The sequence below is a fragment of the Streptomyces sp. NPDC055239 genome (assembly GCF_053606205.1).
In genome coordinates this window covers 268,515-294,975 of record NZ_JBSGRD010000009.1, presented here as the reverse complement: position 1 = coordinate 294,975, position 26,461 = coordinate 268,515, and the positions used below count along the sequence as shown (strand labels likewise).

Annotated in this window: 28 protein-coding genes; 7 read left to right on the top strand and 21 right to left on the bottom strand. The window is 70.5% G+C overall.

The features are described from left to right. Window positions 1–73: 73 nt before the first annotated feature. From ACWFRJ_RS27815 to ACWFRJ_RS27800, 4 genes are all read right to left on the bottom strand, one after another. Window positions 74–1,198 (bottom strand): GuaB3 family IMP dehydrogenase-related protein, encoded by a 1,125-nt coding sequence (locus ACWFRJ_RS27815; RefSeq protein WP_383275772.1) that lies wholly within the window; start codon window positions 1,196–1,198, stop codon window positions 74–76. 157 nt (window positions 1,199–1,355) lie between these two features. After that, window positions 1,356–2,861: an IMP dehydrogenase gene (guaB, locus tag ACWFRJ_RS27810; protein ID WP_453536437.1), complete on the bottom strand. Its 1,506-nt coding sequence runs from the start codon at window positions 2,859–2,861 to the stop codon at window positions 1,356–1,358. A 197-nt stretch (window positions 2,862–3,058) separates the two neighbouring features. Beyond that, entirely contained in the window at window positions 3,059–3,634 is a 576-nt protein-coding gene (locus tag ACWFRJ_RS27805) for a sigma-70 family RNA polymerase sigma factor (RefSeq protein ID WP_453536435.1), read from the bottom strand. A 266-nt stretch (window positions 3,635–3,900) separates the two neighbouring features. Then, window positions 3,901–4,512, bottom strand: coding sequence for a response regulator transcription factor (locus tag ACWFRJ_RS27800; protein WP_003948568.1), 612 nt, complete (start codon window positions 4,510–4,512; stop codon window positions 3,901–3,903). A 389-nt stretch (window positions 4,513–4,901) separates the two neighbouring features. On the opposite strand from ACWFRJ_RS27800, the gene ACWFRJ_RS27795 reads away from it, so the two are divergent. Beyond that, entirely contained in the window at window positions 4,902–5,219 is a 318-nt protein-coding gene (locus ACWFRJ_RS27795) for a WhiB family transcriptional regulator (RefSeq protein WP_383275763.1), read from the top strand. A gap of 48 nt (window positions 5,220–5,267) precedes the next feature. Here the strand turns inward: ACWFRJ_RS27795 and ACWFRJ_RS27790 are convergent, their stop codons facing one another. Continuing rightward, entirely contained in the window at window positions 5,268–6,164 is an 897-nt protein-coding gene (locus ACWFRJ_RS27790; protein ID WP_453536431.1) for a LysR family transcriptional regulator, read from the bottom strand. A gap of 79 nt (window positions 6,165–6,243) precedes the next feature. On the opposite strand from ACWFRJ_RS27790, the gene ACWFRJ_RS27785 reads away from it, so the two are divergent. Then, window positions 6,244–6,957, top strand: coding sequence for an MOSC domain-containing protein (locus ACWFRJ_RS27785; RefSeq protein WP_453536429.1), 714 nt, complete (start codon window positions 6,244–6,246; stop codon window positions 6,955–6,957). Window positions 6,958–6,966: 9 nt separating this feature from the next. Further along, a complete protein-coding gene (locus ACWFRJ_RS27780) occupies window positions 6,967–7,740 on the top strand; it encodes an SDR family NAD(P)-dependent oxidoreductase (protein ID WP_453536426.1) in 774 nt (257 codons plus the stop codon). Between the two features lie 71 nt (window positions 7,741–7,811). On the opposite strand, the gene groL is transcribed toward ACWFRJ_RS27780, so the two are convergent. Together groL and groES are read right to left on the bottom strand one after the other, a co-directional pair. Then, complete coding sequence (gene groL / locus ACWFRJ_RS27775; RefSeq protein ID WP_453536423.1) at window positions 7,812–9,437, bottom strand: chaperonin GroEL; 1,626 nt, start codon at window positions 9,435–9,437, stop codon at window positions 7,812–7,814. 135 nt (window positions 9,438–9,572) lie between these two features. Further along, window positions 9,573–9,881, bottom strand: coding sequence for a co-chaperone GroES (groES, locus tag ACWFRJ_RS27770; RefSeq protein WP_006347174.1), 309 nt, complete (start codon window positions 9,879–9,881; stop codon window positions 9,573–9,575). Between the two features lie 239 nt (window positions 9,882–10,120). Here groES and ACWFRJ_RS27765 point away from each other — a divergent pair, with 239 nt between their 5' ends. Beyond that, window positions 10,121–10,369: a hypothetical protein gene (locus ACWFRJ_RS27765; protein WP_453536420.1), complete on the top strand. Its 249-nt coding sequence runs from the start codon at window positions 10,121–10,123 to the stop codon at window positions 10,367–10,369. 22 nt (window positions 10,370–10,391) lie between these two features. Here the strand turns inward: ACWFRJ_RS27765 and ACWFRJ_RS27760 are convergent, their stop codons facing one another. Beyond that, complete coding sequence (locus tag ACWFRJ_RS27760) at window positions 10,392–11,318, bottom strand: polysaccharide deacetylase family protein (protein ID WP_453536417.1); 927 nt, start codon at window positions 11,316–11,318, stop codon at window positions 10,392–10,394. Between the two features lie 91 nt (window positions 11,319–11,409). Here ACWFRJ_RS27760 and ACWFRJ_RS27755 point away from each other — a divergent pair, with 91 nt between their 5' ends. Next, window positions 11,410–12,618: a THUMP-like domain-containing protein gene (locus ACWFRJ_RS27755; RefSeq protein ID WP_453536414.1), complete on the top strand. Its 1,209-nt coding sequence runs from the start codon at window positions 11,410–11,412 to the stop codon at window positions 12,616–12,618. A 42-nt stretch (window positions 12,619–12,660) separates the two neighbouring features. Here the strand turns inward: ACWFRJ_RS27755 and ACWFRJ_RS27750 are convergent, their stop codons facing one another. The 3 genes from ACWFRJ_RS27750 to ACWFRJ_RS27740 form a co-directional block, all read right to left on the bottom strand. After that, window positions 12,661–13,932, bottom strand: coding sequence for an RNA polymerase sigma factor (locus ACWFRJ_RS27750; protein ID WP_453536716.1), 1,272 nt, complete (start codon window positions 13,930–13,932; stop codon window positions 12,661–12,663). Window positions 13,933–14,054: 122 nt separating this feature from the next. Beyond that, window positions 14,055–14,411 carry a YciI family protein gene (locus ACWFRJ_RS27745; protein ID WP_453536713.1) on the bottom strand — a complete coding sequence of 119 codons (357 nt, stop codon included), beginning with the start codon at window positions 14,409–14,411 and terminating at the stop codon, window positions 14,055–14,057. A 44-nt stretch (window positions 14,412–14,455) separates the two neighbouring features. Further along, a complete protein-coding gene (locus ACWFRJ_RS27740; RefSeq protein ID WP_453536411.1) occupies window positions 14,456–15,967 on the bottom strand; it encodes an MFS transporter in 1,512 nt (503 codons plus the stop codon). Between the two features lie 97 nt (window positions 15,968–16,064). On the opposite strand from ACWFRJ_RS27740, the gene ACWFRJ_RS27735 reads away from it, so the two are divergent. After that, a complete protein-coding gene (locus tag ACWFRJ_RS27735) occupies window positions 16,065–16,733 on the top strand; it encodes a TetR/AcrR family transcriptional regulator (RefSeq protein ID WP_453536408.1) in 669 nt (222 codons plus the stop codon). 12 nt (window positions 16,734–16,745) lie between these two features. Here ACWFRJ_RS27735 and ACWFRJ_RS27730 read toward each other — a convergent pair whose 3' ends face one another. The 4 genes from ACWFRJ_RS27730 to tsaB are packed head-to-tail and all read right to left on the bottom strand — an operon-like array spanning window position 16,746 to window position 19,264. Next, complete coding sequence (locus ACWFRJ_RS27730) at window positions 16,746–17,003, bottom strand: hypothetical protein (RefSeq protein ID WP_453536405.1); 258 nt, start codon at window positions 17,001–17,003, stop codon at window positions 16,746–16,748. Next, window positions 17,000–18,112 carry a tRNA (adenosine(37)-N6)-threonylcarbamoyltransferase complex transferase subunit TsaD gene (gene tsaD, locus ACWFRJ_RS27725; protein ID WP_453536402.1) on the bottom strand — a complete coding sequence of 371 codons (1,113 nt, stop codon included), beginning with the start codon at window positions 18,110–18,112 and terminating at the stop codon, window positions 17,000–17,002. Before tsaD ends, ACWFRJ_RS27730 begins: the two co-directional genes overlap by 4 nt. Further along, the gene (gene rimI / locus ACWFRJ_RS27720) at window positions 18,105–18,578 is read right to left on the bottom strand and encodes a ribosomal protein S18-alanine N-acetyltransferase (RefSeq protein WP_453536710.1); all 474 of its coding nucleotides are present in this window, start codon (window positions 18,576–18,578) and stop codon (window positions 18,105–18,107) included. The genes tsaD and rimI overlap by 8 nt, the downstream gene beginning before the upstream one ends. A gap of 29 nt (window positions 18,579–18,607) precedes the next feature. Next, window positions 18,608–19,264 (bottom strand): tRNA (adenosine(37)-N6)-threonylcarbamoyltransferase complex dimerization subunit type 1 TsaB, encoded by a 657-nt coding sequence (gene tsaB / locus ACWFRJ_RS27715; protein ID WP_453536399.1) that lies wholly within the window; start codon window positions 19,262–19,264, stop codon window positions 18,608–18,610. A 108-nt stretch (window positions 19,265–19,372) separates the two neighbouring features. Between tsaB and ACWFRJ_RS27710 the strand changes: the two genes are divergently transcribed. Beyond that, window positions 19,373–19,924, top strand: a complete 552-nt coding sequence (locus ACWFRJ_RS27710; protein ID WP_453536396.1) for a hypothetical protein — start codon at window positions 19,373–19,375, stop codon at window positions 19,922–19,924. A gap of 333 nt (window positions 19,925–20,257) precedes the next feature. Here ACWFRJ_RS27710 and tsaE read toward each other — a convergent pair whose 3' ends face one another. The 6 genes from tsaE to ACWFRJ_RS27680 form a co-directional block, all read right to left on the bottom strand. Beyond that, window positions 20,258–20,776, bottom strand: a complete 519-nt coding sequence (tsaE, locus tag ACWFRJ_RS27705) for a tRNA (adenosine(37)-N6)-threonylcarbamoyltransferase complex ATPase subunit type 1 TsaE (RefSeq protein WP_453536394.1) — start codon at window positions 20,774–20,776, stop codon at window positions 20,258–20,260. An 11-nt stretch (window positions 20,777–20,787) separates the two neighbouring features. Further along, window positions 20,788–22,008: an alpha/beta fold hydrolase gene (locus tag ACWFRJ_RS27700; protein WP_453536390.1), complete on the bottom strand. Its 1,221-nt coding sequence runs from the start codon at window positions 22,006–22,008 to the stop codon at window positions 20,788–20,790. Between the two features lie 9 nt (window positions 22,009–22,017). Continuing rightward, window positions 22,018–23,172: an alanine racemase gene (alr, locus tag ACWFRJ_RS27695; protein ID WP_453536387.1), complete on the bottom strand. Its 1,155-nt coding sequence runs from the start codon at window positions 23,170–23,172 to the stop codon at window positions 22,018–22,020. 50 nt (window positions 23,173–23,222) lie between these two features. Next, a complete protein-coding gene (locus tag ACWFRJ_RS27690) occupies window positions 23,223–24,113 on the bottom strand; it encodes a L,D-transpeptidase family protein (RefSeq protein ID WP_453536384.1) in 891 nt (296 codons plus the stop codon). A 350-nt stretch (window positions 24,114–24,463) separates the two neighbouring features. Then, on the bottom strand, window positions 24,464–25,939 hold the full coding sequence (locus ACWFRJ_RS27685) for an NAD(P)H-hydrate dehydratase (protein WP_453536381.1): 1,476 nt from the start codon (window positions 25,937–25,939) through the stop codon (window positions 24,464–24,466). Window positions 25,940–26,004: 65 nt separating this feature from the next. Then, entirely contained in the window at window positions 26,005–26,373 is a 369-nt protein-coding gene (locus ACWFRJ_RS27680) for a holo-ACP synthase (RefSeq protein WP_361837256.1), read from the bottom strand. Between the last annotated feature and the right edge of the window lie 88 nt (window positions 26,374–26,461).

Here is a 26,461-nt window from a genome sequence, read left to right as displayed (position 1 = left end):
ACGCAAAGGGCCCCGGTACGAATACCGGGGCCCTTCTTAAAGAAGCAATCGATCTGCTCCAAGGAGCAATCGATCAGCGCTTGTGCTGCGAGTCCCCGACCGTCACCTCGACGCGCTGGAACTCCTTGAGCTCGCTGTAGCCCGTCGTCGCCATCGCCCGGCGCAGCGCCCCGAAGAAGTTCATCGAGCCGTCCGGGATGTGCGAGGGACCGGTGAGGATCTCCTCGGTCGTGCCGACCACGCCGAGGTCGACGCGCTTGCCGCGCGGCACGTCCTCGTGGACGGCCTCCATGCCCCAGTGGTGGCCCTTGCCGGGCGCGTCCGTGGCGCGCGCCAGCGGGGAGCCCATCATCACCGAGTCGGCGCCGCAGGCGATGGCCTTGGGCAGGTCGCCGGACCAGCCCACGCCACCGTCAGCGATGACGTGCACGTACCGGCCGCCGGACTCGTCCATGTAGTCACGGCGGGCGGCCGCGACGTCCGCGACGGCGGTGGCCATCGGCACCTGGATGCCCAGGACGTTGCGCGTGGTGTGCGCGGCGCCGCCGCCGAAGCCGACGAGGACACCGGCCGCGCCCGTGCGCATCAGGTGCAGCGCCGCGGTGTACGTGGCGCAGCCGCCGACGATCACCGGCACGTCGAGCTCGTAGATGAACTGCTTGAGGTTGAGCGGCTCGGCGGCACCGGAGACGTGCTCGGCGGAGACGGTGGTGCCGCGGATGACGAAGATGTCGACACCGGCGTCCACGACGGCCTTGGAGAACTCGGCGGTGCGCTGCGGGGAGAGCGCGGCGGCGGTGACCACGCCCGAGTCGCGCACCTCCTTGATGCGCTGTCCGATCAGGTCGGCCTGGATCGGAGCCGCGTAGATCTCCTGGAGGCGCCGCGTCGCGTTGTCGGTGTCCAGCTCAGCGATCTCGTCGAGCAGCGGCTGCGGGTCCTCGTACCGCGTCCACAGGCCCTCGAGGTTCAGTACGCCCAGACCACCCAGCTCACCGATGCGGATCGCGGTCTGCGGCGAGACGACCGAGTCCATCGGCGCCGCCAGGAAGGGCAGCTCGAAGCGGTAGGCGTCGATCTGCCAGGCGATCGAGACCTCCTTCGGGTCGCGGGTACGACGGCTCGGCACGACGGCGATGTCGTCGAAGGCGTACGCGCGGCGGCCGCGCTTGCCGCGCCCGATCTCGATCTCAGTCACGTGGGTGGCCCTTCAGCTTTCTTCGGTACTTCGCACTTCTTAGGCACTTCGGCACTCGGTCTGCCGTTCCAGTATCCCCGACGCACGCAAAGGGGGCGGCCCCGGGAATCCGGACCGCCCCCACGCGCGCGTGCGCGGCGAAATCGGGTCAGCGCTGTCAGCGCTTGTTCGTGTAGTTCGGCGCCTCGACCGTCATCTGGATGTCGTGCGGGTGGCTCTCCTTGAGGCCCGCGGACGTGATGCGCACGAAGCGGCCCTTGGACTCCATCTCGTCGACGGAGGCGGCGCCCACGTAACCCATCGTCTGACGCAGGCCGCCGACGAGCTGGTGCAGCACGTTGGCCAGCGGGCCGCGGTAGGGCACCTGACCCTCGATGCCCTCGGGCACGAGCTTGTCGTCCGAGGAGACCTCCGCCTGGAAGTAGCGGTCCTTCGAGTACGAACGTCCCTGGCCACGGCCCTGCATCGCGCCGAGCGAACCCATGCCGCGGTAGGACTTGAACTGCTTGCCGTTGATGAACATCAGCTCACCCGGCGACTCCTCGCAGCCCGCGAGCAGCGAGCCGAGCATGACGGTGTCGGCGCCGGCGGCCAGCGCCTTGCCGATGTCTCCGGAGTACTGGAGGCCGCCGTCGCCGATGACCGGGACACCGGCCGCACGGGCCGCGACAGCAGCTTCGTAGATGGCGGTGACCTGCGGGACGCCGATTCCGGCGACCACACGCGTGGTGCAGATGGAACCCGGTCCGACACCGACCTTGACGCCGTCGACACCGGCGTCGATGAGCGCCTGCGCGCCGTCGCGCGTCGCGACGTTGCCGCCGATGACGTCGACGTTCACGCCCGACTTGATCTTCGACATCCAGCTCAGGGCGTTGCTGTTGTGCCCGTGCGAGGTGTCGACGATCAGGAAGTCGACCCCGGCGGCGGCAAGCGCCTGCGCCCGCTCGAGCGCCTCGGGGCTCGCGCCGACGGCGGCACCGACGAGGAGACGGCCCTCGGCGTCCTTGGCCGCGTTCGGGTACTGCTCGGCCTTCTTGAAGTCCTTGACGGTGATGAGGCCCTTGAGGATCCCCGCGTCGTCGACGAGCGGCAGCTTCTCGATCTTGTGGCGGCGCAGGAGCTCCATGGCGTCCACACCGCTGATGCCGACCTTGCCGGTCACGAGCGGCATCGGCGTCATGACCTCGCGCACCTGACGGCTGCGGTCGTTCTCGAAGGCCATGTCGCGGTTGGTGACGATGCCGAGCAGCTTGCCCGCCGGGTCGGTCACCGGGACGCCGCTGATGCGGAACTTGGCGCAAAGCGCGTCGGCCTCGGCCAGCGTCGCGTCCGGGTTCACGGTGATCGGGTCGGTCACCATGCCGGACTCGGAGCGCTTCACGAGGTCGACCTGGTTGACCTGGTCCTCGATCGACAGGTTGCGGTGCAGCACGCCGACGCCACCCTGCCGCGCCATGGCGATGGCCATGCGGGCCTCGGTGACCTTGTCCATCGCCGCGGAGAGCAGCGGGATGTTCACGTGGACGTTGCGGGAGATGCGGGACGAGGTGTCGACCGCGTTCGGGAGGACCTCGGACGCGCCCGGCAACAGCAGCACGTCGTCGTAGGTCAGCCCGAGCGTCGCGAATTTCTCGGGCACTCCGTCGACGTTTGCAGTCATGACACCTTCCCCAAATGGCCTTGATCGGTGCGGATGTCCATGCTAACGGGAACCGAGGGTGTCTCATTCCACGATCAAGATCATCGGCTTACTTTGTACGTTCACACGTACGCGGCACAGGTACTCGGTACACGCACTCGGCACACGTACTCGGCTCTCGGCACACGTACGCGACCGGGCTGCGTTCTAGCTGCGTACTACTGCTCGGCAAGAGCCCGCAGGCGGCTCAGCGCCCGGTGCTGCGCGACGCGCACGGCGCCCGGGGACATCCCCAGCATCTGGCCGGTCTCCTCGGCGGTGAGCCCGACCGCGATCCTCAGGAGCAGCAGCTCACGCTGGTTCTCCGAGAGGTTGGCCATGAGCTTCTTGGCCCATTCGGCATCGCTGCTGAGGAGCGCGCGCTCCTCGGGACCGAGGGAGTTGTCGGGCCGCTCCGGCATCTCGTCCGACGGAACCGCCGTGGAGCCGGGATGGCGCATCGCCGCGCGCTGCAGATCGGCGACCTTGTGCGCGGCGATCGCGAAGACGAACGCTTCGAAGGGGCGCCCCGTGTCCTTGTACCGCGGCAGGGCGAGAAGGACCGCGACGCACACTTCCTGCGCCAGGTCCTCGACGAAGTGCCGTGCGTCACCGGGCAGTCGAGAGAGGCGCGTGCGGCAGTACCGCAGCGCCAGGGGGTGCACATGGGCCAGGAGATCGTGCGTCGCCCGGTCATCGCCCTCGACCGCGCGAAGGACGAGGGCGCCGATCACCGTCGTCTTGTCATCACGCATCGGTCCATGGTGCCTTGGCGCTGACTGCTCCGTGGCACCACGTCCATAGTTGTGCACCGAAGCGTTATGAGCAGGTGCGCCGGAACTCATCTCGTGCGCCCTCCCCTCCCGCTCGACCGACCTGTCCCCGAGGAACTCCACACCTCAAGGATGCGGCATCGGCGGCGAAGCAACGGCAACCGCTCCCGAGAAAGGGAGCGACGGGCGTCCGTCACCCCGCCCACCAGACAGCGGGCGGGGATCGCCGTGCCCGCACGGCGGCACACCTATCGGACCAGGCCCCAGCGGAAACCGAGCGCCACGGCGTGCGCGCGGTCCGAGGCGCCGAGCTTCTTGAACAGCCGCCTGGCGTGGGTCTTGACCGTGTCCTCGGAGAGAAAAAGCTCACGTCCGATCTCGGCGTTGGACCGGCCGTGGCTCATGCCCTCGAGCACCTGGATCTCGCGTGCGGTGAGTGTGGGCGCCGCGCCCATCTCGGCCGAACGCAGTCTGCGCGGAGCAAGTCGCCACGTCGGGTCGGCGAGCGCCTGCGTGACGGTCGCGCGCAGCTCGGCGCGCGAGGCGTCCTTGTGCAGATAGCCGCGGGCACCGGCGGCGACCGCGAGCGCGACACCGTCCAGATCCTCGGCCACGGTGAGCATGATGATGCGCGCACCGGGGTCGGCGGACAGCAGCCGCCGGACCGTCTCGACGCCGCCCAGACCGGGCATGCGTACGTCCATCAGAATCAGGTCCGAGCGGTCGGCGCCCCAGCGGCGGAGGACTTCCTCGCCGTTGGCCGCTGTCGTCACGCGCTCGACGCCGGGCACGGTCGCGACCGCGCGGCGGAGCGCCTCTCGGGCGAGCGGGGAGTCGTCGCAGACGAGGACGGATGTCATGACTGTCCTCCGCGGCTCTCACAGCTGCTGCGCGTCACCTTGAGCCTCCAGGCTGGTACATATTCGTCACCTGTGCGGTTGACGCTCTCGGACATGTGCCCGAGCGCTTCTTCTTTCAACCGCCTCGCACACTCAACGACGGTCACCCGAAAGAGTTACGGGGCGGTCGGCCTCGTTCGGCACTCTACGTGAGGGCGCGGACACAGAGCAGACGGCGCAAGAGACCCTCAACCTTTCATCACAACCCATGCCCCATTTAGCCGCTTTCCTTCCCTTTTGCTGGTGTCTGTGGCTAGATTTTCCAATGAGTCATATTTTCATCTCCTTAGACAGTAGATGTACGGTCATGGGCACCGTATCCGCGCATAACGGCTACCAGGAGACAAGCAATGGCAGATTTCTCCCGCCTTCCCGGACCGAACGCAGATCTCTGGGACTGGCAGCTCCTCGCGGCCTGCCGCGGGGTCGACAGCTCGCTCTTCTTCCATCCCGAGGGCGAGCGGGGCGCGGCACGCAGCGCGCGTGAGAACTCCGCCAAGGAGGTCTGCATGAGGTGCCCGGTACGCGCGGAGTGCGCCGCTCACGCCCTCGCGGTACGGGAGCCGTACGGCGTGTGGGGCGGGCTCACCGAGGACGAGCGCGAGGAGCTCATGGGCCGCGCGCGCAACCGCCTCGTCACGACGTCCGCACCGTCGGCGTCAGCCTGAAGGAACGTTTCTTCAAGGCACCCCCAACAGAACAGGGCAGAGGCGCACTCAGCGCTCCGCGGCCCTCGCGAGGTGGTCGAGCGTGGCGGCCACCGCGGGCACCTGCGCCAGATCCGGCAGGGTGAGCGCCACGATCTCGCGCTGGACGGCGGGCTCGACCGTCACTGTGCGTGCACCTTTGGGGCGTACGGACTCGATGGCGAGCTCGGGCAGCACGGCGACTCCCAGGCCCGCGCCGACCAGGCCGATCACCGCCGGATAGTCGTCGGTCGCGAAATCGATGCGGGGCACGAAACCCGCCCCTTCGCAGACCTCGACCAGCTGCCTGCGACAGCGCGGACAGCCCGCGATCCACGGCTCGTCGGCCAGTTCCCCGATGGCGACCGCATCCGCCTTGGCGAGCCGGTACCCCTCGGGCACGAGACCGACGAGCCGGTCGGCGAGCAACGGACGGACGACCAGGTCGTCCCACTCCTCGGCGGCGGACGCGCCGTCGTAGCGGAAGGCGAGCGCCACGTCGCAGTCGCCCTCGCGCAGCATCTCGACCGAGCGCGGCGGTTCGGCCTCCACGAGCGAGACCCGCGTTCCGGGGTGCGCGGCGCGCAGGGCGGCGAGCGCGCTCGGCACCAGCGTCGAGCTGCCGCTGGGGAAGGAGACGAGGCGGACCCGGCCCGCCCGCAGGCCCGCGATGGCGGCGACCTCCTCCTCGGCGGCGGTCAGTCCTGCCAGGATCCCGGCGGCGTGCCGGACCAGGGCCTCGCCCGCCTGGGTCAGGCGCATCTCGCGGCCTGTGCGGATAAGCAGCGGCGTGCCCGTGGAGGCTTCGAGTGCCTTCATCTGCTGGCTCACGGCGGGCTGGGTGCAGCCGAGGTCGCGCGCCGCGGCCGAGAAGGAGCCGGTGGCGGCGACCGCACGCAGGACACGGAGATGGCGGGCCTCAATCATGGATCAAGCATAAGTGACGCTTGGATCAGACGCCCAATAATGCGTCGACGCTTTGAGTGGGCGCGCCTAGCATTCCGTCATGAAGCTTCTTTCTGTGAATACGGGCCGGTTCAAAGCCGTGGAGTACACGGACGCTCCCTCGGGCGGCACCGGAATCGACAAGCGGCCTGCCGAAGGAGCCGTACGGGTGGCGGCTCCCGGCCCGAAGGGGAGCGCCGGGAGCGGGGTCGCCGGGGACCACGTCTGCGATCTGCGGCACCACGGCGGTGACGACCAGGCGGTGTACGCCTATGCGCGCGAGGACCTCGACGCGTGGGAGCGCCTGCTCGGTCACCCGCTCGCGGGCGGCTCCTTCGGCGAGAACCTCACGACGTCCGGGATCGACGTGAGCGGCGCGAAGATCGGCGAGCGCTGGCGCGTCGGCCCCGATCTGCTCCTCGAAGTGACATCGGGCCGCATCCCCTGCCGGACGTTCCAGGGCCATCTCGGCGAGACGGGATGGGTGAAGCGCTTCACGCGGCACGGTGCTCCCGGCGCCTATCTGCGGGTGATCGAACCGGGTGAGATCCGCGGCGGGGACACGATCGAGATCGTGCGCAGGCCGGAGCACGACGTCACCGTGTCCCTCCAGTTCAGGGCCGTGACGACGGAGCGGAACCTGCTGCCGGACCTGCTCGCCGCGGGCGACGCGCTGCACTCCGAGTCGAGGGAAGCGGCGCGGAAGTACGTGGAGAAGTACGGGGTCGGGCCGTCAGGCAGTCCGGGCGACACGGCGGCCAGCGGATCTCACTAGCCTTGGTCCATGACTACGGCTCTGATTACGGGATCGACCGCCGGTATCGGCGCGGCCTTCGCCCGGCGGCTCGCCGGTGACGGCCACAACCTGGTCCTGGTGGCACGGAACACCGAGCGGCTGCGGGAGCAGGCGACCGAACTGCACGACCGGCACGGCATCGAGGCGGAGGTCCTCACCGCGGACCTGGCGACGGACGACGGGATCGCCGCCGTCGAGAAGCGGCTCGCGGACCGCAGGAGTCCGGTCGACCTGCTTGTGAACAACGCCGGGTTCGGCAACAAGGGCCAGTACCTGGAAGTGTCGATCGAGGACGAGCTGACGATGCTCAAGGTGCACTGCGAGGCGGTGCTCCGGCTCACGTCGGCGGCGACGGAGTCGATGCGCGAGCGGGGCCGCGGAGGCGTCGTCAACGTCGCGTCGGTGGCGGCGTTCGTGCCGCGCGGTACGTACGGCGCGTCGAAGGCCTGGGTCGTGCAGTTCACGCAGGGGGCGGCGAAGGATCTGGCCGGATCCGGGGTGCGCCTCATGGCCCTGTGCCCCGGATTCGTACGGACCGAGTTCCATGAGCGCGCCGGGATGGGGACGTCCAACATCCCCAAGTGGATGTGGCTCGACGCGGACAAGCTGGTCGCGGCCGCCATTGCCGACCTGGCACGCGGCAAGACCCTCTCCATCCCGGACCCGCGGTACAAGGCGCTGATGGGGGTCGTGAAGGTGACCCCGAGGGCGCTGCTCGGCGGAGTGACTTCACGGACGGGCAGGAAGTACGGCCCGCAGTAGAGCGCCGACGCACGGAGGCCCGGCACCCCCAACGCGGGGTACCGGGCCTCCGTCACAGCTACGCGCAAGCGTCAGTGAGAGTGACCGTGGCCGTGGCCACCGGCGTCAGCCTCGTCCTCGGCCGGCTTCTCGACGACCAGGGTCTCGGTCGTGAGGAGCAGGGAGGCGATCGACGCGGCGTTCTCCAGAGCGGAGCGCGTGACCTTGACCGGGTCGATGACGCCGGCCTTGACCAGGTCGCCGTACTCACCGGTCGCGGCGTTGAAGCCGAAGCCCTTGTCGAGCTCGGCGACCTTCGAGGTGATGACGTAGCCCTCGAGGCCCGCGTTCTCGGCGATCCAGCGCAGCGGCTCGACGGCGGCGCGGCGGACGACGGCGACACCGGTGGCCTCGTCGCCCTCCTTGCCGAGGGAGTCCTTGAGCACCTTGACGGCGTGCACCAGAGCGGAGCCACCACCGGAGACGATGCCCTCCTCGACCGCGGCGCGGGTCGCGGAGATGGCGTCCTCCAGACGGTGCTTCTTCTCCTTGAGCTCGACCTCGGTGGCAGCGCCGACCTTGATCACGCAGACGCCACCGGCGAGCTTCGCCAGGCGCTCCTGCAGCTTCTCGCGGTCCCAGTCCGAGTCCGTGGACTCGATCTCGGCCTTGATCTGGTTGACGCGGCCCGTGACCTCGGCCGAGTCGCCGCCACCGTCGACGACGGTCGTGTCGTCCTTGGTGATGGTGACGCGGCGGGCGGTGCCGAGCACGTCGAGGCCGACCTGGTCGAGCTTGAGGCCGACCTCTTCGGCGATGACGGTGCCGCCGGTGAGGGTGGCGAGGTCACCGAGCATGGCCTTGCGGCGGTCGCCGAAGCCGGGGGCCTTCACCGCGACGGCGTTGAAGGTGCCACGGATCTTGTTCACGACCAGGGTCGACAGGGCCTCGCCCTCGACGTCCTCGGCGATGATCAGGAGCGGCTTCGAGGCGTTGGTCTGGATGACCTTCTCGAGCAGCGGGAGCAGGTCCTGGATGGAGGAGATCTTGCCCTGGTGAATGAGGATGTACGGGTCCTCGAGCACCGCCTCCATGCGCTCCTGGTCCGTCACGAAGTACGGCGACAGGTAACCCTTGTCGAAGGCCATGCCCTCGGTGAAGTCCAGCTCGAGCCCGAAGGTGTTGGACTCCTCGACGGTGATGACACCGTCCTTGCCGACCTTGTCCATCGCCTCGGCGATGAGCTCGCCGACCTGCGGGTCCTGGGCGGACAGACCGGCGACGGCCGCGATGTCGGCCTTGTCGTCGATCGGGCGCGCGGTCGCGAGGAGCTCGTCGGAGACGGCCTTGACGGCGGCGTCGATGCCCTTCTTCAGGGCGGCCGGGGAGGCACCGGCGGCTACGTTGCGCAGGCCTTCCTTGACCAGGGCCTGGGCGAGCACGGTCGCGGTGGTGGTGCCGTCACCCGCGATGTCGTTGGTCTTGGTCGCCACCTCCTTGACGAGCTGCGCGCCGAGGTTCTCGTACGGGTCCTCGACCTCGACCTCACGGGCGATGGTGACGCCGTCGTTGGTGATGGTGGGAGCGCCGAACTTCTTGTCGATGACGACGTTGCGGCCGCGGGGGCCGATCGTCACCTTGACGGTGTCGGCAAGCTTGTTGACGCCGCGCTCAAGGGCGCGACGGGCGTCCTCGTCGAACTTCAGGATCTTCGCCATGGGAGCGATTCAGCCCTCTCGAAAACTCGGGTTAACGAACTGCGCCCCTCGCCGCCCGGCAATCAGCGGGGTGACCAGGGGCGCAGCTCAAAAGCAAATCTGCTGGTGAAGCAGGTAAAGCCGTGAAGCGGTGAATTACTTCTCGACGATCGCGAGGACGTCGCGAGCCGAGAGGACGAGGTACTCGTCGCCGTTGTACTTCACCTCGGTGCCGCCGTACTTGCTGTACAGCACGACGTCGCCGACCTTGACGTCGAGCGGCAGGCGCTCGCCGTTCTCGAAGCGGCCCGGGCCCACGGCGAGGACAGCACCCTCCTGGGGCTTCTCCTTCGCGGTGTCCGGAATGACCAGGCCGGAGGCCGTGGTCTGCTCGGCGTCGAGCGGCTGGACCACAATGCGGTCCTCAAGCGGCTTGATGGCAACCTTGGAGCTTGCGGTCGTCACGATCCGGTCTCCCCCTTCGGAGATCTACGGGGTTAACAGTCTGGGGTGGCGACCAGGTGGATCCGTCGTCGCGGGTGCCGGACCTGCCCGTCGCTGGTTGGCACTCTCCAGTGGTGAGTGCCAAGGCCGAGACTAGGACGGCGATTAGCACTCGGTCAAGCGGAGTGCCAATTCACTGACGCGGGTCTTATGGGACTTCTCGTGGGAGAGGGGTGCCTCGCGGAGGCATGGAGGGCGTTGTGAGCCCGTCCCCGCAACGCTTTCCGTACTCCGGAGGTTCCGGCTCCGGCCCCGTCTCCCCCGCCGCGTGCCGCCCTGTGTGTGTCGGCCCGGCGGGCGGGGCGCAGTCGGGCGACGACGTCGGTTTGCGCGGCGGGACCTTCTCCGCCGCTTTTCTGCCGAGGCGCTCGATCGGGTCCACCGACTGCGCGCACCCGGTGAGCAGCGCGGGCGCGAGCACGCCCGCCGCGAGCGCCGCCGCGAAGTAGCGGTGCGCCCGCGCCCGCCGGGTCACAGGTAGTCCTCGAGCCTGGCCACCGCGTACCCCTTGTCGGTGACCGTCTTCATGACCTTGCGGATCATGTCCGGCATCGTGCCCTTCCAGTCCTCACGCCCCCGGAAGTGCGTGAGGATGATGTCGCCGGGGTGCAGGTCCCGGTCCCACTCGCGCCACTCCATGTGGTCGGCGAAGGCCTCGGACGCCCACAGCGGCACGGCCTTGATCCCGCAGGACTTGGCGGCACGCAGGGTGTCCACGTTGTAGTTGCCGTACGGCGGCCGGAAGAGTTCGGGCCGTTTGCCGTAGCGCTTGTGGATGATGTTCTGCATGCCGCAGATCTCGTGCCGCTGGCCTTCGTACGAAAGCCCCGGCAGATAGCGGTGGTTGAGGGTGTGATTGTTCAGCGTGACGCCGCGGGACTGCATCTTCTTGAAGTAGCCGTAGTCCTCCTTGACCAGATAGTCGCTGAGGAACGCGGTGTACGGGATCTTCAGTTCGCCCATCATCTTGAGCAGCGCCGGGTCCTTCTCGGCGCCGTCGTCGATGGTCAGGAAGACGACTTTCTTCTTGGTCGGGACGGTCGTGAAGACGGGCGGCAGACTCGCCTGCCCCTTGACCTCGAACCCCTTGCGCGTGGTGATCCTCGCCTTCGCGGCGGGAGCGGCGGGCGCGGTCAGCGGGGTCTTCGCCAGGCCCCAGCGTTTCGCGGCGGCGGCGCGCGCGACCTCGGCGACGCGCAGTTTCTGGGCGTAGGAGTCGAGCGCGCGGGCGGGCGGCGCGTCCAGGCGCTGCTGACCGGGTGCGGGGCTGGCTCCCCCGTCATCGGCGCCCGATGCACAGCCGGAGGCGATCGCGGCGACGACGAGCACGACCACCCCGGCCCGCACCCGATTCTTCAGACTTGCGCTGAATTTGTCGTTTTGTCGTACTAGTTGCATGGCGCCGGATCTTTGCAGCTCACACCCCTGCCACCGGGCCGACACCGCCACCGGGCGCGCACCATCCACCGACTGGCCCACAATGGGCCGGGTGAACGACCTCGACTCCGCCCTGGCCTCCTTCTCCGCGCTGCTCACCGCCGAAGGCCGGTCGCTGCTCGATCTCGACGAGGTGCGGGAGGCCGATCCGGCCCGGGAGCTCGCCGTCGCCACCCGCCTGCGCCGCGAGCATCCGGCGGAGCTTGTCACCGCGGTGCTCGCGCAGGCGCGGCTGCGGCGGCGGGCGGTGGCGAAGTTCGGCGCCGATGACGCGGGGCGGATGTTCTTCACTCCGAACGGCGTCGAACAGGCGACGCGCACGAGTGTGGCCGTGCACCGCGCCGAGAGCTTCAAGTCCCTCGGCGTACGCAGCGTGGCCGATCTCTGCTGCGGCATCGGCGGCGACGCGATCGCCCTCGCCCGGGCCCGGATCGCCGTCCTCGCCGTCGACCGTGACCCGCTGACGTGCGCGGTGGCGCGGGCGAACGCGGACGCGCTGGGGCTCTCGGACCTCATCGAGGTGCGCGAGGCCGATGTCACCGAGGTCGACACAGCCGCGTACGACGCCGTCTTCGTGGACCCCGCGCGGCGTGGCGGGCGTGGCCGCATCTTCGACCCCGAGGCCTACTCCCCGCCCCTCTCCTGGGCCGTCCGGGCCGCCCTCAAGGCCCCGCACGCGGCGCTGAAGATCGCCCCCGGCATTCCGCACGAGGCCGTTCCCGCCGAGGCCGCGGCGGAGTGGATCTCGGACGGCGGTGACGTGAAGGAGGCCGTGCTGTGGTTCGGCACGAACACCCCGTCGTCGCACCGCGCGACGCTGCTGCCCTCGGGCGCGTCCCTGTGGTCCTCGCTCGACACGATGCTGCCGGATCCGCCGGTGCGCGCGGTGGGCCGCTATCTGTACGAGCCGGACGGCGCCGTCATCCGCGCGCACCTGGTCGCGGAGGTGGCCGCGCGGGTGGAGGGCGGTCTCATCGACGAGACCATCGCGTACGTCACCTCCGACGCGCTGCACGCCACGCCGTACGCGGTGGCGTACGAGATCACCGATCAACTGCCGTTCGGGGTGAAGAAGTTGAAGGCGGTGCTGCGGGAGCGGGAGGTCGGGATCCTGACGGTGAAGAAGCGGGGGTCCGCGGTGGAGCCGGAGGAGCTGCGGCGGAAGGTGAAGCCGCGGGGGGCCAATTCGGCGACCGTGTTTCTTACGCGGGTGGCGGGGGTGCCGGCGATGTTGATCGGGCGGCCTGTTGCAGGCACCTGAGCGGGGCCCTGGGCAGCACCATCATCTTCGCCTAGTTCATCCTCAAGCACCGGACAGGCTGCAAGAATCAGCCCGCCCCAGCAGCAGCTCCCGCTCCCGCTCATTGCGCGTAAGCCCCGCCGCCCGCTCGAACTCCCCCCGCGCCTCCGCCGCCCGCCCGAGCCTCACCAGCAGGTCGCCCCGCACGCTCGGCAGCAAGTGGTAGTCCTTCAGGGCGGGTTCGTCCGCGAGCGCGTCCACGAGGCGCAGCGCCTGTGCCGGGCCCGAGGCCATCGACACCGCCACCGCGCGGTTCAGTTCGACCACCGGTGACGGAGCTCGGGCGGCGAGGAGTTCGTACAGGGTGACGATCCGGGGCCAGTCCGTCTCCTCGTACGAAGGGGCGTTCGCGTGGCAGGCGGCGATCGCGGCCTGGAGTGCGTACGGTCCTGCCGCGCCCTCAGCCGCCGAGTGCGCGCGGGCGAGCGCCTCGAAGCCCCGCCGGATCAGCGGCCGGTTCCAGTGGCGGCGGTCCTGGTCGGCGAGGAGCACCGGCTCGCCCTTTGGGCCCGTCCGCGCCGCCGCGCGGGACGTCTGGAGCTCCAACAGCGCTGCCAGGCCGTGCACTTCGGCCTCCCTCGGCATCAGCGCGGCCAGCACACGGGCGAGGCGCAGGGCGTCCTCGCACAAGGAGGGGCGCAGCCAGTCGTCGCCCGCCGTGGCCGCGTACCCCTCGTTGAAGATGAGGTAGATGACTTCGAGCACCGAACCGAGCCGGGCCTCGCGTTCGGCTCCGTACGGCACTTCGAAGGGCACCCCCTTGGCGGCGAGGGTGCGCTTCGCGCGCACGACGCGTTGGGCCACCGTCGCCTCGGGGACCAGCATCGCGCGGGCGATCTCCGGCGTCGTGAGACCACCGAGCAGCCGCAGCGTGAGTGCGATGCGGGCCTCGGCGGAGAGCACGGGGTGGCAGGCGGTGAAGACGAGACGCAGGAGGTCGTCGTCAATGTAGTCAGGGTCGACGGATTCGACGGGTTCGACGACGAGGGGCGGCGCCGTCTCCAGGTCGCGGCCCATCTCCTGAAGCTTGCTCGCGTAGCGCTCTCTGCGGCGTACGAGGTCGATGGCGCGGCGCTTGGCGGTGGTCATCAGCCAGGCGCCCGGGTTGTCGGGGACGCCGGTGCGCGGCCACTGTTCGAGGGCGGCGACCAGCGCGTCCTGCGCGAGCTCCTCCGCGATGCCCACGTCGCGCACGATCCGCGCGACACCGGCGATGAGGCGCGGGGACTCGATCCGGAACACGGTCTCGACCGCACGGTCGGGGGTCTGCGAAATATCGGGGGGCTGCGAAACGCCGCCGGGAGTATCGGGGCGGGGGCGCTCTGGGGAGTTGGCCGTCACGGCCACCCATCAGAGCACCCCCGCGGCGGCGCCGCAAAGGACCGGCGCCCGCCGCGTCAGCCCTCGATGATCTCCCTGACCTCCGCCGTGATGGTCCACTGCTCGTCATGGGTCTTCAGGAAGCGGCTCGCCCACTCGATCGCCTCGGCCTTGTCCTTGCACTGCGTGATCGAGTAGCCGCCGACGACCTCCTTCGCCTCGGTGAACGGGCCGTCGGTGACGGACACCTTGCCGCCCTCCCAGTGCACCTGGGTGGTCTGGGCGCTCGGGGTGAGACCCGCGGTGTCGAGCATCACCCCGGCCTTGGTGATCTCCTCCAGGAGGGCACCCATGCGCTCGCCCATCTCGGGGCTGGGGCCGCCCTCGGGGGAGTTCTTCTCGTTGACTCGGATCATCGTCAGAAAGCGCGGCATGGTGGTCATGTCCCTTCGGCTGTCGGCGGGTACTTCCCCGCCTCTCACCCCTGCGTCGAACGGGAGACGCCCGGATCGACATCGTCTCCGAGATTCTTTGGATTTTCTTCCGGAGCGGGCGGGACCGAGGGCCATTCCGCAGGCCGTGAAGGCCTGCGCGCCGGATGCAGCACCGCCGTCGCCACCGCCGCCGCCACGAGCAGCGCGGCGGCCACGCCGAACGCCGTCGCGTACCCGTCCGCGAGCGCGCCCGGCCCCCGGCCGGACCCCGTGGACCCCGTGACCCCCGACGCCACCGTCACGAGCACCGCGAGCCCCAGCGACCCGCCCAGCTGGCGCGAGCTGTTGAGCAGCCCCGACGCCATGCCGGTCTCCTCGGCGGCGACACCGGACGTCGCCGCCGTCCCCAGCGGCACGAAGCACATGCCGATGCCGACGCTCGCCACCAGGGAGGGCCCGAGGACGGAGCCCAGGAAGGTGCCGTCAGGACCGACCGTCAGGGCGAACCACACGAACCCCGCCGCCCCGAGGAGACCGCCGGTCACCAGAATCGCGCGCTCCCCGAAGCGCCCGGCCTTCCGCGCCGAGATCACCGACCCGGCGACGACGCCCGCGCAGAACGGCAGGAACGCCGCCCCCGCCCGCGTAGATCCGTACGACATGACCTCCTGGAGATAGAGCGAGGTGAAGTAGAAGGCGGCGAACTGCCCCGACGACATCAGCAGCGCGAACGCGTTCGCGGAGAGCACGGGCCGGTTCCTGAGCAGGCCGAGCCGGAGCAGCGGCTCCCGTCGCCGGGACTCGACGGCGGCGAACGCGACGAGCAGTACGGCCGCGGCGCCGAGGGTGCCCAGGGTCGTACCGGATCCCCATGCGTACGTCTCCGTGCGCACGAGCCCGAGGACGAGTACCGCCATGCCGGCCGTGACGAGGAGCGCCCCCACCGCGTCGAGGCGCGGAGCGGGCCCGGTGCGCCGGTCGGCGGGTACGCCGTGCCGCGAGAGGAGGAGCGCCGCGAGCACCACCGGAACGTTGATCAGCATCACGGAGCGCCAGCCCGCCAAGTCAGTGAGCAGCCCGCCCGCCATCACCCCGACCGCGCCGCCGAGCGCGCCCGCCGCGCCCCAGAGCCCGAGCGCCCGTGAACGCGCGGGCCCCGCCGCATAGTTGACGGTGATCAGTGCGAGCGCGACAGGTGCGAGCGCCGCCGCACCCGCGCCCTGCACGGCCCGCGCCGCGACGAGCTGCCCCGGCGTCTGCGCGAGCCCGCCCACCAGGCTCGCGAGGCCGAAGACCGCGAACCCGGCGATGAGGGTGCGCCGCCGCCCCACCAGGTCGGCGATGCGCCCGCCCAGCATGAGCAGGCCGCCGAAGGCGAGGGCGTAGGCGTTGACGACCCAGAGCAGCGAATCGGCCCCGAAGCCGAGGTCGTCGCCGATGTCGGGCAGCGCGATGTTCACGACGGACATGTCGAGGGAGACCAGGAACTGCACGGTGAGCAGCACCGGCAGCAGCCAACGGGTCCCTGGGGACTTGGAGTCAGCGGGATTCACCATGCCGACGGACATTACTATACGCGTATAGAAAATAAAACGGCATGCGTCGCCCACCCGCCACCAGCCCACCCCCCTGCCCACCCCTCGGGGCGCGACAATGAGCCACGTGGAAAAGAAGAAGCGCGGCCGTCCGAGCCGCATCGACCTCGACACGATCGTCGGCGTCGCGCGCCGCATCCTCCAGGAGGAGGGCGTGGCGGCCCTGAGCATGCGCAAGGTCGCCAAGGAGGTCGGCACGACCCCGATGGCGCTCTACCACCACGTGCGCGACAAGGACGAGCTCCTGATGCTCACCCTGTCCGGGACGGCCGACCTGGTCCCGCGCCCCGAGCTCCCCGACGATCCGCGCGAGAGGCTGCTCGCGGTCTCCGTGCACATGCACGGCACGCTGGCGCGGCTGCCCTGGGTGGTCGAGGTACTGAGCCTCGGTGACCTCACCGACAAGGGCGCCCTGTGGATGGTCGAGGAGATCGTCGACTGTTCCCTCGCCTGCGGACTGGACCAGTCCCAGGCCATCGCCGCCTACCGCACGATCTGGCACTGCGTATACGGCGATCTGGTATTCCGCCAGGCGATGGCCCGCCGCGCCGACGAGCCGGACCGGGGGCGCTACTTCCCCGGCATGCTCACGGCCGAGGACGCCGACGAGCTGCCCCACTTGACCGCGCTCGCCGACCGCTGGCTGGAGCTGACGGCGGAGTACGACGTGTCCACGCAGCTGGGAGCGGTCATCGACGGACTCCTGGGGCAGGCGCGCCGCCCCTGACGTACGCCGTGTTCAGCCGAGCCCGACCGACTCGAAGCGCCACCGGTGCACCGCCCGCGTCACCAACTCCGGCGCGGGCTCCGGGATTTCGGGAAGGTCGGCGTCGTACGGCTCATCCCACCAGGTCAGGACGAGGACCCGGTCCTGCGGGGCGCGGAAGCTCTCCCGCCGCACCGGCTCACCGTCGAGGACCTGCGCCCGCGCCCACGCGAGCAGTTCCTCGCCCCGCCCGTCGACGGCGCGGGCCTCCCACATCAGCGCGACGGTCACGAGTACAGGTTCTCCTTGCTGACCTCGTGCACGTGGTCGTGCGCGTGCGTGTGCGAGTGGCCCGGGACGTGCGGCTCCGTCACCGGCAGGGAGGAGTCCGCCGACAGGTCCCAGTCGGACGCCGAGCGGTTACGCGCCACCATCTCCGCGCCGAGCGCGGCCACCATCGCGCCGTTGTCCGTGCACAGCTTCGGCCGCGGCACCCGCAGCCGGATCCCGGCCGCCTCGCACCGCTCCTGGGCGAGGGCGCGCAGCCGCGTGTTGGCCGCCACTCCGCCGCCGATCATCAGGTGGTCCACGCCCTCGTCCTTGCAGGCCCTTACGGCCTTGCGGGTCAGCACGTCGACGACCGCCTCCTGGAAGGACGCCGACACGTCACGGACGGGAACCTCCTCGCCCGCGGCCCGCTTGGCCTCGATCCAGCGCGCGACGGACGTCTTCAGTCCTGAGAAGGAGAAGTCGTACGCGGCGTCGCGCGGCCCGGTGAGGCCGCGCGGGAAGGTGATCGCGTTCGGGTCGCCCTCCTTCGCGTACCGGTCGATGACGGGACCGCCGGGGAAGCCCAGGTTGAGCACCCGCGCGATCTTGTCGAAGGCCTCGCCCGCCGCGTCGTCGATGGTCGCGCCCAGGGGACGTACGTCCGACGTGATGTCGGTGGAGAGCAGCAGCGAGGAGTGGCCGCCGGAGACGAGAAGCGCCATCGTCGGCTCGGGCAGCGCGCCGTGCTCCAACTGGTCGACGCAGATGTGCGACGCCAGGTGGTTGACGCCGTAGAGCGGCTTGCCGAGCGCGTACGCGTACGCCTTGGCCGCCGATACGCCCACGAGCAGCGCGCCCGCGAGACCGGGCCCCGCGGTCACCGCGATGCCGTCCAGGTCCTTCGCCGACACCCCCGCTTCCTTCAGGGCACGGTCGATGGTCGGCACCATCGCTTCCAGGTGCGCGCGAGAGGCGACCTCGGGCACGACACCGCCGTACCGTGCGTGCTCGTCGACGCTGGAGGCGATGGCGTCGGCGAGCAGGGTGGTGCCGCGGACGATGCCGACGCCGGTCTCGTCACAGGAGGTCTCGATGCCGAGAACGAGAGGTTGGTCGCGCGAGTCAGCCATGGGTGTCGGTTCCTTGTACGGATGTCGAAGGGTCGGTCAGGCGCATCACCAGGGCGTCCACGTTGCCCGGCTGGTAGTAGCCACGTCTGAAGCCGATGGGTTCGAAGCCGAAGCGCTCGTACAGCTTCTGCGCCCGCGTGTTGTCGACCCGCACCTCAAGGAGGACCTCGGCGCACTCGAAGGCGGTCGCCGCGCGCAGCAGATCGGTCAGGAGCCGGGAGCCGAGCCCGGTGCGCCGGTGGCTCGGGGCCACCGCGATGGTCTGTACGTCGGCCTGGTCGCCGGATGAGGCGAGTCCCGCGTACCCGACGATCCGCCCCTCGTCCGTCGCCACCACATAACGGCGGCTGGCGAGCGGCCCGCGCGCGTGGGAGAGCTCGGACCAGAACATGCCGCGCGACCAGGTGTCGTCCGGGAAGAGTTCCTTCTCCAGGGCGTAGACGGGTTCGATGTCCCACCAGCGCATCTCGCGCAGGACAGCTGTCGTCACGGATGTCACTTGTGGGTGACCACCTTGTAGTTTTTGGGGACCTGCGCGTCGGGACGGCGCAGGTACAGCGGCCTGGGGGCCAGCAGCTCCTCGCCCGCGGCGAGCTTCCGGGCGGCGAGCGAGGCGAGCGAGGCCGCCGATACGTTCTCGGGGGCGCGGGCGTCGGGGAACGTATCGGGGTAGAGCACCGCGCCGGCACCGACGGCGGGCAGGCCCGCCACCTCGTCCGCGATGTCGGCGGGGCGGTCCACGGCGGCCTCGGTGAGGCGGGTGCGCGGGTCCGCGTACCGCGCCCAGTAGACCTCCTTGCGCCGCGCGTCCGTGGCGACGACGAAGGGCCCGCTCTCGATGCCGGACTCGTGCGCGAGGCCGTCGAGCGTGCACACGCCGTGCACCGGCACGCCGAGCGCGAGGCCGAAGGTCTCGGCGGTCATCAGGCCGACGCGAAGACCCGTGTAGGGGCCGGGGCCCACGCCTACGACGATGTCGGTCACGGCGTCGAGTTTCAGTCCAGCTTCGGCGAGCACCCGGTCGACGGCGGGAAGCAGCAGCTCACCGTGGCGGCGGGCGTCCACCTGGCTGGAGGCTGCGACGACGGACGAGCCGTCGTGCAGCGCGACGGTGACGGCGGGGGTGGCGGTATCCAGAGCGAGCAAGAGCACGCGAATAGCCTACGGCTCCGGCGCCCGCAGCACGGCCGACCGAACAAGCCGCACACCTGCTGCTACCGTCACCCCATAGCCGTACGGAGTACGAAGAGGGTGGCGCAGGTGTCCAGGAGCAGCTCGGGAATCGTGGCCGGGCTCACCGCCGCCGCGGTCGCCGCCGTCGGCTTCCTCGCTTACCAGGCCTCGGCCAGCGCGCCGGACAGTCTGGGCAAGAAGCCGGAGACGTCCCCTTCCGCCTCGGCCTCGCGCTCCCCCAAGGACAAGGCCGACCCGGCGACGATTCCGGCACAGTCCGGTGCGGGCGAGCGGGTCGTCTACTCGGTGGGCGAGGACCGCGTATGGCTGGTCGGCACCGCAGGCAAGGCGCAGCGCACGTTCAAGGTCACGCCGAGCACGGTGGACCCGGTACCCGGCACGTACGCCGTCACCTCGCGCTCGGGCACCGTCACCGGAACGGACGGCGTGTCGATCGAGCACGTCGTGCGTTTCGCGAGTGTGGACGGGATCGCCATCGGCTTCAGCGCGGCGACGGACGGCTCGACGCCGAAGCCCGACCCGTCGAAGAAGACAGGCGGCATCCGCGAGTCCCGCAAGGACGGCAACGCGATGTGGGAGTTCGCGACGATCAGCAAGAAGGTCGTCGTCGTTCCGTAGGAACGTCGCCCGATGACGTCGGCGCCTGAGCGCGCGGCGGGGTCGAGACCGCGCTGGCGGCCGCGCAGGACGCCAGCAGATCGCTCATGGAAATCCCCGATGCCCCCGACGGCCCCGACAGTCCGTGCGGCCGGGTCTCTACGTCACGTTCTGAAGCCGACATGGATGCCTCCTGGGCTCCGGGGGCAGACGTGGTTAGGTAGACCTAACCAGTTCCGGTATCCATGTGACCATGCCTGATGCGCGCCGCGCAACATCTTGCCGACGCTCTGTCGGAATGTTCGGGCGAAAAGACAAAGATCAGGCCGAAAGGCGAGAGTCGGGAGTCGGGAGTCAGGCCGAGAGCAGCGTGAGGTCGGCCTCCGCCCACCGCGCGCCGAGCCCGGTCAGCGTCACTTCGCGTACCTCGTCCGTCGTGTCGCCGACGGTCCTGTCGATGACGACGCGCAGCCGATCGTCGGAGAGCTCCTCGACCTTGCCGTCGCCCCACTCCACGACGATCACCGATTCGGGCAGCGAGACGTCGAGGTCGAGGTCCTCCATCTCGTCGAGCCCGCCGCCCAGACGGTACGCGTCCACGTGCACCAAGGGCGGACCGTCGGACAGGGACGGATGGACGCGGGCGATGACGAAGGTCGGCGATGTGACGGCGCCCCGGACGCCGAGGCCCTCGCCAAGACCGCGGGTCAGTGTCGTCTTGCCCGCGCCGAGCTCGCCGGTGAGCATCACGAGGTCGCCGGGGCGAAGGAGCTTGGCGAGGCGGCGACCCAGGTCGCCCATCTGCTCAGGCGAGGTGACGGTGATGCCGAGGGAGTTCACGGAGGCCGGGGCCGTGTTGTGCGGTGCTTCCATGCCCACCCACGTTAGCCGCTCGACGACCGCGCATCGGCCGCCGCGGGAACCGCGCCCGCGCGCGCGAGGAGGTCCGCGATGCGGTCCGTGACCACCTCGGGGTGCTCCATCATGACCAGGTGCCCGGCGTCAGGGACGAGGACGAGCTCGGCGTCCGGGAGCAGATCGGCGATGACCTCGCTGTGCTCGCTGGGCGTCACCAGGTCCTTGTCACCGGCAAGGACGAGCACCGGAAGCTCGGCGAAGTACTTGAGCGCCTCCGTCTTGTCGTGCTCGGCGAACGCCGGATAGAACTCAGCGACCACGTCGATGGGCGTCGACTCGATCATCCGCTCCGCGAACCGCGAGATCGCCGGGTCCACGTCCTTCGACGAGAACGAGTAGCGCTTGATGATGCCCGCGAAGAGGTCCGCGGTGGCCCGCCGCCCCTTCTCCACGAGATCGGCCTGTGAGCCAAGGGCCTTGAGCACGCCGGGGAGCACGCGCCGCACGGCGTTCATCCCGGCGACCGGCAGACCGAAGTTGACCTCGCCGAGCCGCCCGGACGACGTACCGACGAGGGCGACGCCGACGACGCGCTCGCGGATCAGCTCCGGGAAGTGGTCGGCAAGGGCCATCGTCGTCATGCCGCCCATGGAGTGCCCGACGAGGACCAGCGGCCCCTCGGGCGCCGCCGCGTCGATGACGGCCTTCAGGTCCCGCCCCAGCTGGTCGATGGAGACCGGCGCCTTGTCCGCGAGCTGCGCCGCGCCGCGCCCCGACCGGCCGTGGCTGCGCTGGTCCCAGTACACGCAGCGCACGACACCGCGCAGGGCCGCCCGCTGGAAGTGCCAGGAGTCCTGGCTCAGACAGTAGCCGTGGCTGAAGACGACGGTGACGGGAGCGGGTGCCCTGCGTCCGAAGAGCCTGCGCCGGCGCGGCGCCTGCGCACTGTCCGCCGAAGCCGTGTCGATCTCGTCGACCTCGTACGAGAGCTCTGTGCCGTCGTCCGCGTACGCCTGGCCCGGCATGCCGCGCAGCGATCCGTACGGCCCCGACGCGTCGAGTGCGAGCCGCGCCTTCTTGCGCATGCCGCGCCCGACGGTCAGCCGCTCTATGGCGACACCGGCCGCCGCGCCCGCGGCGACGACGCCTATCGCGGCACCGGCGATGCCCGCCCTGCGCCAGTTACCGGCCGCCGCCGCGACTTCCGTCGCCGCTTGTGCGGCCGCCCCCGTGCTGGTCTCGCTCACGTGCCGCTCCTACTCAGTCGTCGGGTCGCTCTTCACATGGACGCGCGGAACACGCGATCCGATGCGGGTGACGATCTCGTACGCGATGGTGCCCGCCGCCTGCGCCCAGTCCTCGGCGGTCGGCTCACCCCGGTCACCGGGACCGAACAGGACGGCTTCGGAGCCCACCGGCGGCTCGTCGCCGCCGAGGTCGACCACGAACTGGTCCATCGCCACCCTTCCGGCGATCGTCCGCAGCTTGCCGCCGACGAGCACGGGCCCGGTGCCGGAGGCGTGGCGCGGGATCCCGTCCCCGTACCCGACAGGGACGAGCCCGAGGGTCGTCTCACCGGGTGTGACGTAGTGATGCCCGTAACTCACGCCGTGACCCCCCGGAACGTGCTTCACGAGGGCGAGCGAGGCGCTGAGCGTCATGACGGGGCGAAGGCCGAACTCCTCGGACGTGCCGACCTCGGGGCTCGGCGAGATCCCGTACATCGCGATCCCGGGGCGTACGAGATCGAAGTGGGTCTCCGGAAGCGTGAGCGTGCCCGGCGAGTTGGCGATGTGCCGCACCTCGGGCCGGATCCCGCGCTCCTCCGCGGCGGCGACCATCTCGCGGAAGAGCGCCAGTTGAGGGGCGATGGAGGGGTGTCCCGGCTCGTCGGCACACGCGAAGTGCGACCAGATCCCGGTGACGCGCACCAAGCCCTCGGCCTCGGCCTGGAGCGCCTGCGAGACGAGCTCGGGCCAGTCGGCGGGCATGCAGCCGCCACGGCCGAGCCCGGTGTCGGCCTTCAACTGAATACGCGCGGTCCGCCCCACGGTCCGCGCGGCGGACGCCACTTCGCGCAGCGCCCACAGCGCGCTCACCGACATGTCGAGACCGGCTTCGATGCCCTCGCGCCAGGGCCCGCCCGGAGTCCACAGCCAGCACATGACCCTCCCCCCGATCCCGGCGGCCCGCAGCGCGAGCGCTTCCTCGGGGGTCGCGGTGCCCACCCAGGTGGCTCCCGCCTCGATGGCGGCCTTGGCGCAGGGCACCATCCCGTGGCCGTACGCGTCGGCCTTCACGACGGCCATGAAGGCGGCGCCCGGCGCATGGGCGCGCAGAGTCCGCACGTTGGCCCGGAGGGCGGCCAGGTCGATCTCGGCGCGGGCACGCAAGGGTGCGGTCTCAGTCATATCGCCGACCAGTGTCTCAGAGGCCGCTGACACCCTGGCAGCCGCGCGCCTCAGGTCCCGGGCTTGCTGCCCCACGCGTAGACCCGGTCGCCCTTGCGCAGGGTCTTCCACAGGGCACGCGCATCGTCGACCCGCATGTTCACGCAGCCGCGCGAACCAGGGGGGCTGTAGATGTTGCCGTAGATCCCGTGGAAGGCCTGCCCTCCGTTGAAGAACTGGCTGTACGGCATGGGGGTCTCGTAGATCGACGACCAGTGGTTCTTGTGCTTCCAGTAGATCTTGTTCCAGCCAGTACGGGTCGTGTACCCGGCCCGCCCACTACGGATCGGCACAGGCCCGAGCAACACCTTCTTGCTCTTCTGCACCCACATCAGCTGCCTGCGCAGATCGACGCAGGCGACGCGGTACGCACGCGTGGGGCACTTCTTCGCGGCGTTCGGCGCCTTTCGCGAGGAGATGAGCCGCATCCGCGCCCACGTGGTGGGGCCCGCGAACCCGATGGCGGGCCGGATCCCCTCCTTCCGCTGGAAGGCGCGGATCGCCCGGCAGTCCTTCGGGGACTGCTTGCCGTCCACGGTGAGTTTCAGCCAGCGCTCGGCCTGCCGCTGATGGGGCCCGGTACTGCTGCTGCACCGGGCGGCAACCGACTTCCTGACCACCTCACCCCGCGGCACATACTCGATGAGCTGCTCACCGACGGCGTCGTCCGGCTCGATGGCGTTCTCTTCGGCGCTCGGGGTGTAGACGTCCGGCGGCATGTCCTGGTCCGGGGTGTCCAGCTGCCACGGGTGCCGGGGCGGCAGCGGGATGCCCGGGACCAGGCGGGCGCCGGGGGACGCGGGGGTCGGTGGAGTGGGGCCGGCGAGCGCGGGCGCCGCGGGGAAGGCGGCGGCCAGCGCGAGCAGCACGGGCAGGCTGCGCTGAGCTGTCTTACTGATCATGCGATGAGCGAACCGCGTCTCCACGTCCGTGGGGGTGCGCCGCGCGCGCGGGGTCACCCAAAGGGCGTCCACCCCGCATCCCCCATGCCCGAACCAGCTCTACAACCCACCTGCCCGATCACCCCGCGTCCACCCGTGGGCGAACAAGCAGAGGGCGATGAGCCCCACTCACCCGCAGTCGGCATCGAGACGCGAGGGGACGTGTCGGTATTTCCGCCCGGAGCACGGTAAGCAGCACTCCCCCGCCGAAGCGAAAAGACGCCCACAAGCGGATGGCGAGGACGGACATACCGGCGCGGCCCCGCCCCCACAGACGAACAGACACCGCACACCGCCCCCAAAGCCGGACGCTAGTCCCCCCGTACATCCCGCCAAGCCCCCGGAATCGCCCCAGCCACATCGTGCGCCCCCACCGGCGCCCCATCCGCCGCAAGCCGCCCGGCAAGCCCATGCAGATACGCCCCCACAGCCCCCGCGTCCCCCGCACTGAGCCCCGCCGCGAGCAACGCCCCGGCGAGCCCCGAGAGCACGTCCCCGCTGCCCGCAGTGGCCAGCCACGGCGTCCCCGTCGGATTGACCCGCACCGCACCCCCACGACCGCCGCCGCCCGCGACAAGCGTCGTGGACCCCTTCAGCAACACCGTCGCCCCGTACCGCCCCGCCAACTCCCGCACAGCCGCAAGCCGCCCCCGCTCGACCTCCTCCCGCGCGACCCCCAACAGGGCAGCCGCCTCCCCCGCGTGCGGCGTCAGCAAAGTAGGCGCGCTCCGCCCCCGTACCGCCGCCTCGTCGGCAAGCCGCAACCCGTCCGCGTCGATCAGCACAGGCACATCGGCGCCGACCACGTCCGCGAGCCGCTCGGCGTCGTCCCCGAGCCCGGGACCGACCACCCAGGCCTGCACCCGCCCCGCCTTGGACGGCGGACCCTCGAAGACGAGGGTCTCCGGATAGCGCGCGATGACCGCGTCCGCGGCGTGCCCCACGTAACGCACGGCCCCCGCCCCGCCCCGCAGCGCACCGGCGACGGCGAGCACAGCCGCTCCGGGATACCGGGCGGACCCGGCGACGATCCCCACGACACCCCGCCGGTACTTGTCGCTCTCCCCGGTCGGCATCGGCAGGAGCGAGGCCACATCGGCGTACTGAAACGCCTCGACAGCGCCCCCTCCCTCTCCCCCGCCCAGCACAGCCCCGAGCCCGATGTCGACGAGCCGCACCACCCCCGCGTACTCCCGCCCGGGATCGATCAGAAGCCCCGGCTTGTACGCCCCGAAGGTCACCGTCACATCGGCCCGAACGGCATCCCCGCTCACCACCCCACTGTCGGCGTCCACCCCACTCGGCAGATCCACAGCGACAACAGGTACCCCCAACTCCCGCACAAGCCCCACCACTTGAGCCGCGCCGGCCCGCAACCCACCCTTCCCCCCAATACCGACGATCCCGTCAACAACAAGATCGGCCCCCCGCACAACACCCTCAAAACCAGAACCAGAACCAGAACCAGAACCAGAACCAGCGACCCGCCCCCCAGCCGCACGAAAAGCGCCGAGCCCCCCCGCATGCACCCGTTCAGGTGAGAGCAGCACCGCGGAAACACCCGCCCCGCGCCGGGCGAGCCGAGCCCCCGCGTACAGCGCGTCGCCCCCGTTGTCCCCGCTGCCCACGAGCAGCACGACCCGGGACCCGTACACCTTGCCGAGCATCTCGGAGCAGACCACCGCGAGCCCCGCCGCGGCCCTCTGCATCAGGGCACCTTCCGGCACCCGAGCCATCAACTCCCGCTCAGCGGCCCTGACCGTCTCCACCGGGTACGCAGTACGCATACCCCGAGTGTCGCCCAGCGCAGCGAACCGCGCCTACCCCCAGCAGTCACTGCCCCAAGCAATCACTACCCCTCAGCAATCACCACGGCGGAAGCCACCCCCGCGTCATGGCTGAGCGAGACGTGCCACGACCGCACCCCCAACTCGGCGGCCCGCGCGGCGACCGTCCCCTTCACCCGCAGCCGGGGCTGCCCGCTCCCCTCGACGTACACCTCCGCGTCCGTCCACCGCAGCCCCGCCGGCGCGCCCAGCGCCTTGGCCAGCGCCTCCTTGGCGGCGAACCGCGCCGCCAGCGAGGCGATCCCCCGCCGCTCCCCGCTCGGAAGCAGCAGCTCCCGCTCCACGAAGAGACGCCCCGCCATCCCGGCCGTACGCTCCAGCGCCGCCTCGAACCGCTCGATCTCGGCCACGTCGATTCCGACCCCAATAATCACGGGCAGCAGCCTACGAGCCCGCGCACCCTAATGGTTCAAGCCCCGCGGGGGGTGACGCACCCCACCCCCCGTCCTGTTCAAACAGCCG

Bases quoted from the DNA above. Each gene is read 5' to 3' on its own strand.
- guaB (WP_453536437.1), bottom strand. From the start codon at position 2,861: ATGACTGCAAACGTCGACGGAGTGCCCGAGAAATTCGCGACGCTCGGG.
- ACWFRJ_RS27805 (WP_453536435.1), bottom strand. From the start codon at position 3,634: ATGCGTGATGACAAGACGACGGTGATCGGCGCCCTCGTCCTTCGCGCG.
- ACWFRJ_RS27800 (WP_003948568.1), bottom strand. From the start codon at position 4,512: ATGACATCCGTCCTCGTCTGCGACGACTCCCCGCTCGCCCGAGAGGCG.
- ACWFRJ_RS27795 (WP_383275763.1), top strand. From the start codon at position 4,902: ATGGCAGATTTCTCCCGCCTTCCCGGACCGAACGCAGATCTCTGGGAC.
- ACWFRJ_RS27790 (WP_453536431.1), bottom strand. From the start codon at position 6,164: ATGATTGAGGCCCGCCATCTCCGTGTCCTGCGTGCGGTCGCCGCCACC.
- ACWFRJ_RS27785 (WP_453536429.1), top strand. From the start codon at position 6,244: ATGAAGCTTCTTTCTGTGAATACGGGCCGGTTCAAAGCCGTGGAGTAC.
- ACWFRJ_RS27780 (WP_453536426.1), top strand. From the start codon at position 6,967: ATGACTACGGCTCTGATTACGGGATCGACCGCCGGTATCGGCGCGGCC.
- groL (WP_453536423.1), bottom strand. From the start codon at position 9,437: ATGGCGAAGATCCTGAAGTTCGACGAGGACGCCCGTCGCGCCCTTGAG.
- ACWFRJ_RS27760 (WP_453536417.1), bottom strand. From the start codon at position 11,318: ATGCAACTAGTACGACAAAACGACAAATTCAGCGCAAGTCTGAAGAAT.
- ACWFRJ_RS27745 (WP_453536713.1), bottom strand. From the start codon at position 14,411: ATGCCGCGCTTTCTGACGATGATCCGAGTCAACGAGAAGAACTCCCCC.
- ACWFRJ_RS27740 (WP_453536411.1), bottom strand. From the start codon at position 15,967: ATGGTGAATCCCGCTGACTCCAAGTCCCCAGGGACCCGTTGGCTGCTG.
- ACWFRJ_RS27735 (WP_453536408.1), top strand. From the start codon at position 16,065: ATGAGCCACGTGGAAAAGAAGAAGCGCGGCCGTCCGAGCCGCATCGAC.
- tsaD (WP_453536402.1), bottom strand. From the start codon at position 18,112: ATGGCTGACTCGCGCGACCAACCTCTCGTTCTCGGCATCGAGACCTCC.
- rimI (WP_453536710.1), bottom strand. From the start codon at position 18,578: ATGCGCTGGTGGGACATCGAACCCGTCTACGCCCTGGAGAAGGAACTC.
- tsaE (WP_453536394.1), bottom strand. From the start codon at position 20,776: ATGGAAGCACCGCACAACACGGCCCCGGCCTCCGTGAACTCCCTCGGC.
- alr (WP_453536387.1), bottom strand. From the start codon at position 23,172: ATGACTGAGACCGCACCCTTGCGTGCCCGCGCCGAGATCGACCTGGCC.
- ACWFRJ_RS27690 (WP_453536384.1), bottom strand. From the start codon at position 24,113: ATGATCAGTAAGACAGCTCAGCGCAGCCTGCCCGTGCTGCTCGCGCTG.
- ACWFRJ_RS27685 (WP_453536381.1), bottom strand. From the start codon at position 25,939: ATGCGTACTGCGTACCCGGTGGAGACGGTCAGGGCCGCTGAGCGGGAG.